General features: G+C 72.3%; 5 protein-coding genes. All 5 read right to left on the bottom strand.

Going from position 1 to position 6,603, the window contains the following annotated elements; translation table 11 throughout:
* Positions 1 to 59 precede the first annotated feature (59 nt).
* Positions 60 to 1,253: a cytochrome P450 gene (locus V7E45_RS21225; protein ID WP_333775776.1), complete on the bottom strand. Its 1,194-nt coding sequence runs from the start codon at positions 1,251 to 1,253 to the stop codon at positions 60 to 62.
* Positions 1,254 to 1,518: 265 nt separating this feature from the next.
* A complete protein-coding gene (locus V7E45_RS21220; RefSeq protein WP_333775775.1) occupies positions 1,519 to 3,015 on the bottom strand; it encodes an MFS transporter in 1,497 nt (498 codons plus the stop codon).
* 148 nt (positions 3,016 to 3,163) lie between these two features.
* Positions 3,164 to 3,931: a thioesterase II family protein gene (locus V7E45_RS21215; protein WP_333775777.1), complete on the bottom strand. Its 768-nt coding sequence runs from the start codon at positions 3,929 to 3,931 to the stop codon at positions 3,164 to 3,166.
* Positions 3,932 to 3,960: 29 nt separating this feature from the next.
* A complete protein-coding gene (locus V7E45_RS21210) occupies positions 3,961 to 4,959 on the bottom strand; it encodes an LLM class flavin-dependent oxidoreductase (protein ID WP_333775774.1) in 999 nt (332 codons plus the stop codon).
* Between the two features lie 38 nt (positions 4,960 to 4,997).
* Positions 4,998 to 6,599, bottom strand: a complete 1,602-nt coding sequence (locus V7E45_RS21205) for a fatty acid--CoA ligase (RefSeq protein ID WP_333775773.1) — start codon at positions 6,597 to 6,599, stop codon at positions 4,998 to 5,000.
* Positions 6,600 to 6,603: the final 4 nt, after the last annotated feature.

Here is a 6,603-nt window from a genome sequence, read left to right as displayed (position 1 = left end):
GAGGGGGGCGGGGCCGTGGTGGGGCACGGCCCTCCTGACTCCCGGAGGGGAACCGGTCGTCACCAGGTGACGGGCAGCTCCTCCAGGCCGTACACGAGGGTGTTCTCGCGGAAGCGCACGTCCTCGACCGGCACGGCGAGGCGGAGCGTGGGGAAGCGGGCGAAGAGCAGGCTCAGGCACACCTCCAGCTCCATGCGGGCCAGCGAGGCGCCGGGGCACAGGTGGGCGCCGAAGCCGAAGGCGAGGTGCCCTGAGGCGTTGCGGTGGATGTCCAGGCGGCCCGCGTCGGGGTAGACCGACTCGTCGTGGTTGGCGCCGGGGATCGCCACGATCACGCCCTCGCCCGCGCGGATGCGCGCCCCGCCCAGCTCCACGTCGGCGACCGCGGCCCGCACCTGGTTGTCCTGCGAGATGGACCAGTAGCGCAGGAGCTCCTCGACGGCCGGCTTGTACAGGCCCGGGTCGGCCCGCAGTTCGGCGAGCAGGGCCGGGTCGCGCAGCAGGCTGAGGACGCTCAGGCTGATCTGATGGGCGGAGGTCTCGTGCCCGGCGACCAGGAAGAACCGGGCCATGGCGACGAGCTCCTGGTGGGTGAGCTCCCCGGTCGCCACGTAGCGGGTGACCAGCCGGCTGATCAGGTCGTCCCGGGGTTCGGCGGTGCGCCGGGTGGCGAGCCGGTCGAGGTATCCGGTCATCTCGACGAACGCGCCGTAGGTCTCCTCGGGGGTAGCGTCCTGGGAGAGGATGACCCGGCTCTGCTCGGTGAAGGTGGCCTCGTCCTCCTCCGGGACGCCGAGCATCCGGGCGATCACCAGGGAGGGCAGCCGTACCGCGAAGTGCTCCACCAGGTCGACCGGGCGCGGTCCCCGCTCCAGCTCGTCCAGCAGCCGTTCGACGAGGAGTTCGACCTCGGGGCGCAGGGCGCGGGTGCGGCGGGCGGTGAACTCGGTCATGGCCATGCGGCGCAGCCGGCCGTGTTCGGCGCCGTCCATGCGGTTGAACGACATCACGCCGGGCTCGGGCGGGAGCTGGATCCGGATCGGGAAGCCGGGCTTCTGGTCGTCGGCGCTGAAGCGGTTGTCGTTGAGCACCTGGCGGACGTCCGCGTGCCGGGTGACCAGCCAGGCCTCGCCGCCGCGTATCCGCACCTTCAGCGGGGCCTCCTTGCGCAGGCCCTCGTACGCGTCCGGTGGCGCGTAGGGGCAGGAACGTGGCATCGGCCACTCGGGCAGTTGCTGCTCGCATTCGGACATGGTGTTCCCTCCGTTGGCTGGTTCCCTTGGCCGGTTCCCAGCGTTGGAGACATCCTGATGAGCGCCACTGACGGTTTTCTGATGGATGACTGACAGGTTTTCAGCCAGTCAATGGCTGGTTTTCTGTTGGTAAAGGCGGTCGGCCGACTTTCTTCTTCGCGCCCGGCCCCCCGTCGGGCGTTCGGTACTCCGGGCGTCCCGGAACAGCGGAACGGGGGCCGGCGTGTTCCGCCGGCCCCCGTCGGGCCCTCGTACCGGACGTCCGTCAGACGGCCTCCGGCGCGGCCGCGGCCGGCCCGGACGCCTGTGCCCGCGGCAGCAGCTGCACCAGAGCGGCCACCAGGACGCAGATCGCGGCCTGGACGAACAGGCTGGTGCCGAACGCGTGGGCGTAGGAGTGGGCACCGGTCTCGTGCCCGGCGACGCTGAAGAAGACGACGCCGATCACCGCGATGCCGATGGCGTTGCCCATCTCCTGGGCGGTGGAGAAGACACCGGAGGCGGCGGCCGCGTGGTGCGGGGCCACGCCCTCCAGGACCAGCGAGGTCAGCGGGGCGACGACGAAGCCCATGCCGACCCCGCCGAGCACCATGGCCGGGATGCACCAGCCGACGGAGCCGCTGGTGTCCAGGTGCCACACGGTCTCGGCCAGCGCCACGTCACCCGCCGCGAGCAGCAGCGCGCCCAGGGCCAGGACCTGCTTGCCCAGCTTGGCCGCGACCTTGGGCGCCTGCACCGAGCCGATGAAGAAGCCGAGGCCGAGCGGGATGAACAGCAGCCCGGAGCGCAGCGCGGACTGGCCGCGGCCCTCCTGCAGGTACAGCGCGAGGACCAGGAAGAAGGAGGCCATCGCGGCGAAGAAGACCAGCAGGGAGACCACGCCCACGCCGAACGCGCGGTCCTCGAAGAGGCTCGGGTTGACCAGCGGCGACCTGCCGCGGGCGGCCTTGCGGCGCTGGGTGTACCAGAACACGGCGAGCAGCGGCACGGCGGCGGCCAGGCACTCCCAGGTCCAGGTGGGCCAGCCCTGCTCGCGGCCCTCGACCAGCGGCAGCACCACGGCGGTGAGGCCGGCGGTCACGAGGACGACACCGGTCAGGTCGAGTCCGGTGTGCCCGTCGGCGCGGGACTCGGGCACCAGTTTGGGGGTCAGCAGCAGGACGACGGCGCCGATCGGCACGTTGATCAGGAAGATGGTCCGCCAGTCCCAGCCGAACACGTCCGCCTTGATCAGCAGACCGCCGATCAGCTGGCCGAAGACGGCCGAGGCACCCAGGGTCAGGCCGTAGGCGTTGAACGCCGCGACCCGGGCCTTGCCCGCGTAGGTCGTGGTCAGGATGCCGAGGACCTGCGGGATGACCAGGGCGGCCGCGGCGCCCTGCACCGCGCGCGCCGCGATCAGCTCGCCCATGTTCGGCGCGATGCCGCACGCCAGCGAGGCGAGCGTGAACAGCGCGAGACCGATGGAGAAGATCCGCCGGCGGCCGTAGAGGTCGCCGAGCCGGCCGCCGGTGATCAGCATGGCGGACAGGCCGATGTTGAAGGTCGCGGCGACGAGCTGGATCTCGGCGCTGGTGGCGTGCATCCCGCGCTGCAGCGAGGGGATGGCCACGTTGACGATGAAGAAGTCGAGGTTGGTGATGAACAGGCCGGCCAGCACGACCAGGAGCGCGCCCCAAGGGGGTGCGCCGGCCGCCTCCTCGATGTCCGGTGGCGGTGCGGCCGAGGCCGCGCTGCCGGTCAGTTCCGCTTCGGTGGTCATGGACGACCCTCCTAGGTCGTTTCGTGCTGGTGGGGTTGACGGCCGAGGGTGTCCGTGACGCACGGCAGGGCACGGGACGGCACCCGTTACGGTCATCGGGTCACTGTCCCGCGCCCTGCTGACACGGCGCTGACACGGCCTCGTCGGCTCAGCTCACGGTGGTGGCCACGGCCCGCTGCAGCCGGTGCGCGAAGTGCGCGGTGACGGCCTGCGCGTGGGTGTCGATGTAGAAGTGGCCGCCCTCGTACTCGTTGTGGCCCAGATAGGCGGGGGTGCGGCCGGCCCAGTGCGTCATGGCGTCCGGGGCCTCCTGGAGCGGGTCGCTGCGGCCGCCGTAGGAGGCGAGCGGGCAGCTGACGCCTGCGCCGTCGTCGTCGTAGTCCCCGGCGACCCTGAGGTCGGAGCGGAGCGCGGGCACGACGAGCGCGAGCATCTCGGGGTTGTCGTAGACCTCGGCCGGGAAGGAGCCCAGCTTCTTGATCCACTCGACCAGTTCGGGTTCCGGCATCCGGCTCTGCTCCTCGGTCGGCTTGAAGAAGCCCACCGGCGACCAGCCGGACATCCCGACCATCACCGGTGTCCGGCCGCCCTCCTCCTCCATCCGGATCGCCAGCCGGAACGCGAGCTGGGCGCCGAGGCAGTGGCCGAAGAACGCGAACGGGCGCTCGTCGAGGTCGTTGAGGACGGCCTCGTGCAGGGCCTCGAGCAGCGGCCAGAACTCCTCGTAGGTCGGCTCCTCCCGGCGGTTGTGGCGGCCGGGCAGGGTGACGGCCTGCGGGGAGATGTCCGGCGGCAGCAGCCGTTCCCAGTCGCGGTAGATGATGGCGCCGCTGCCCGCGTGGGGCAGCAGGAACAGCCGGATCGAGGCGTCGGGCGAGGGCTCCACGGGGTGGAACCAGTGCCCCTCGCTGGACATCTGGCTGCCGATGGTGCCTATGGCGGAGGTCACGACTGCGTACTCCCAACGGTGGTGGACGGACCGAGGGCGCGTACCGCGGGCAGCAGCACCTCGGCGATCTCCTTCAACTGCGGCTCGGGGTCGAGGGATCCGATCCGCACGACCAGGTGCCGGGCACCGGCGCGGACGTACCCGCCGAGCCACTCGGCGCACTTCTCGGCGCTGCCCCAGGCGTACGCCTGGATGCTGCTCATCTGCTCCAGCGAGCGGCCGTAGTAGTGGCTGATGTAGTGCTCCAGTTCGGCCCGGGCAGCGCGCTCGTCGCTGTTCACCGTCACCGTGGCGTACAGCGCCGGGGTGACCGTGCGGCCCGCCTCCTCGGCGAGTTCGGCGATGCGGTGGCTGGCCCGGCCGTAGGCGTCGACGTCCGGCAGGAAGGGCAGCCAGCCGTCGTAGCGGGTCGCCGCGCGGGCGAGCACCTTGGGGGTGTCGCTGCCGGCCAGCCACAGCGGCGGACCGCCGGGGACCGCGGGCGACGGGAGCCGGTCCAGGTGCTCCGACTGCCAGTACTTGCCCTGGAACTCGGCGGGTTCGCCCTCCTCGCCCGAGCGCCACGCCGTGCGCCACAGCGCGGTGATCTCGTCCAGGCGGCCGACCCGGCCCTGGAAGGAGGCGCCGACGGAGGCGAACTCCTCCTCCGTCTCGGCCATGGGGAAGCCCGAACCGAGGCCGAGGATCAGCCGGTCGGCGGCGACGTGGCTGAGGCTCGCGATCATGTTGGCGCCGATGAGGGGGTGGCGCAGGGCCGGGGTGAGGGCGGCGGTGCCGACGGTGATCCGCCGGGTCGCCGCCGCGGCGGCCGAGAGGACGACGAGGGGGTCGAGGCGCGGGCGCGCGGTGAGCGAGTCACCCGCCCACAGGGAGTCGAACCCGAGGTCCTCGGCCTGCCGGGCGAAGTCCAGCAGGGGGGCCGCCGCGTAACTGCCGTTGATGGCCTGCTCCCGGGTGGGCAGCAGGATGCCGATCCGCAGGGGCTCGGTGCTCATGGACGAGTCCTTCTCGACGAGGGGCTTGGAGGATGACGTCATACGGTGCTCGCCAGCGGGTCCCTGGCCGGCGCCGTCAGCCGCTCCCGCACCGCGCGGCGCAGGATCTTGCCCGAGGGGTTGCGGGGCAGCGACTCGGCGAAGTGGTACGTGCCCGGGATCTTGTAGTCGGCGATCCGGCCGCGCAGGGACAGCAGGAGCTCGCGAGGGGTGGCGCTCACGCCGGGCCTGAGCACCACCACGGCGTGCACGCTCTCGCCCCAGCGGTCGTCGGGGAGCCCGACGACGGCGGCGTCCGCGACGGCCGGGTGGGCGGCCAGCGCCTTCTCCACCTCGGCCGGGTAGATGTTCTGGCCGGCGACGATGATCGTGTCGTTGATGCGGTCGCACAGGTGCAGGTAGCCGTCCTCGTCGAGGTAGCCGGCGTCGCCCATGTGCAGCCACTCCCCCACCAGCGTGCGGGCGGTGGCCTCGGGCAGGTTCCAGTAGCCGAGCATCCGGGAGGGGGCGCGCACGCAGATCTGGCCGATGGCGCCGGGCGGGAGCGTCTCACCGTCGGGGCCGACCACCTTGACCTCGTTGCCGGGGCAGGGCTTGCCGACGGAGGTGAGGACCGTGCTGCCCGGGTGGTGCGCCTCGGGCGGCAGGCACACCGCCACGCTGCCGGTCTCGGTGCTCGCGTAGATCTGCGCGAACTCGCAGCGGTAGGTCTCCAGGCACTGCTTGAGCAGCGTCTCGGACATGGGCGCCGCGCCATAGGCGATCTTGCGCAGGGACGCGAACGCCTCGGGACCCGCGCCGCGTTCGGCCGCCATCGCCTGGAGCATGGCCGGTGCGGCGAAGGTGGTGGTGACGCGGTGGGCGCGGATGAGGCGCACCGCCTCCTGCGGGTCGAACTGCGGCATGATCACGTTGGTGCCGCCGGCGTTGAAGGTGTGCAGGAACCAGCCGATGCCGGCCACGCCGAAGCCCGGCAGGGAGATCAGCGCCACGTCCTCGGGCAGCCAGTCGATCCAGTCCACGCCCCGTTCGCGGCTGGCGTGCGGCAGCGTGAAGAAGCTGCGGTGGGCCAGGACCGCGCCCTTGGGCAGGCCGGTGGTGCCGCTGGTGTAGATCTGGATGACCGCGTCGTCCGGTCCGGTGCCCGGCGCCGGGTCGGTGTCGGGCTGGTCGGCGGCCCAGGCCGGCAGGCCCGCGCCACGGGCGGGTTCGCCGTCCGCGTCGGTGCCGTCGACCCGGATCACCCGGCGCAGCCCGCGCAGCTGGTGCCGGACGGTGGCGACGGTGTCCCAGAACTCGTCGTCGACGAAGATCAGCGCGGCGCCGGAGTCGCGCAGGATGTGGTCGACCTCGCTCGGGGTGAGCCGCCAGTTGACCGGCACCAGGACGGCGCCCGCCTTGGCACAGGCGATCATCACCAGGTAGTAGTTCGCCGACTCGCGGCCCAGGTACGCGACCCGGTCGCCGCGCCCGACCCCGCTGGCGCGCAGGGCGTGCGCGGCCCGGTTGCTGTCGCGGTGCAGCTTCTCGTAGGTGGTGACCAGGCCCTCGCAGATGATCGCGGGGTGGTCCGGGCGGCTCCCGGCGTGGGCGCGGGCGGCGTGGTGGAGCGTCCAGCGCTCCCTCGGTGTCTCAGTCATCGTG

The organism is Streptomyces sp. IBSBF 3136, assembly GCF_036815105.1.
Classification (GTDB): Bacteria; Actinomycetota; Actinomycetes; order Streptomycetales; family Streptomycetaceae; genus Streptomyces.
This window is presented reverse-complemented; position numbering and strand designations above follow the sequence as displayed.

Coding starts and splice junctions, on each gene's coding strand:
- V7E45_RS21210 (WP_333775774.1), bottom strand. CDS start 4,959: ATGAGCACCGAGCCCCTGCGGATCGGCATCCTGCTGCCCACCCGGGAG.
- V7E45_RS21225 (WP_333775776.1), bottom strand. CDS start 1,253: ATGTCCGAATGCGAGCAGCAACTGCCCGAGTGGCCGATGCCACGTTCC.
- V7E45_RS21205 (WP_333775773.1), bottom strand. CDS start 6,599: ATGACTGAGACACCGAGGGAGCGCTGGACGCTCCACCACGCCGCCCGC.
- V7E45_RS21220 (WP_333775775.1), bottom strand. CDS start 3,015: ATGACCACCGAAGCGGAACTGACCGGCAGCGCGGCCTCGGCCGCACCG.
- V7E45_RS21215 (WP_333775777.1), bottom strand. CDS start 3,931: ATGTCCAGCGAGGGGCACTGGTTCCACCCCGTGGAGCCCTCGCCCGAC.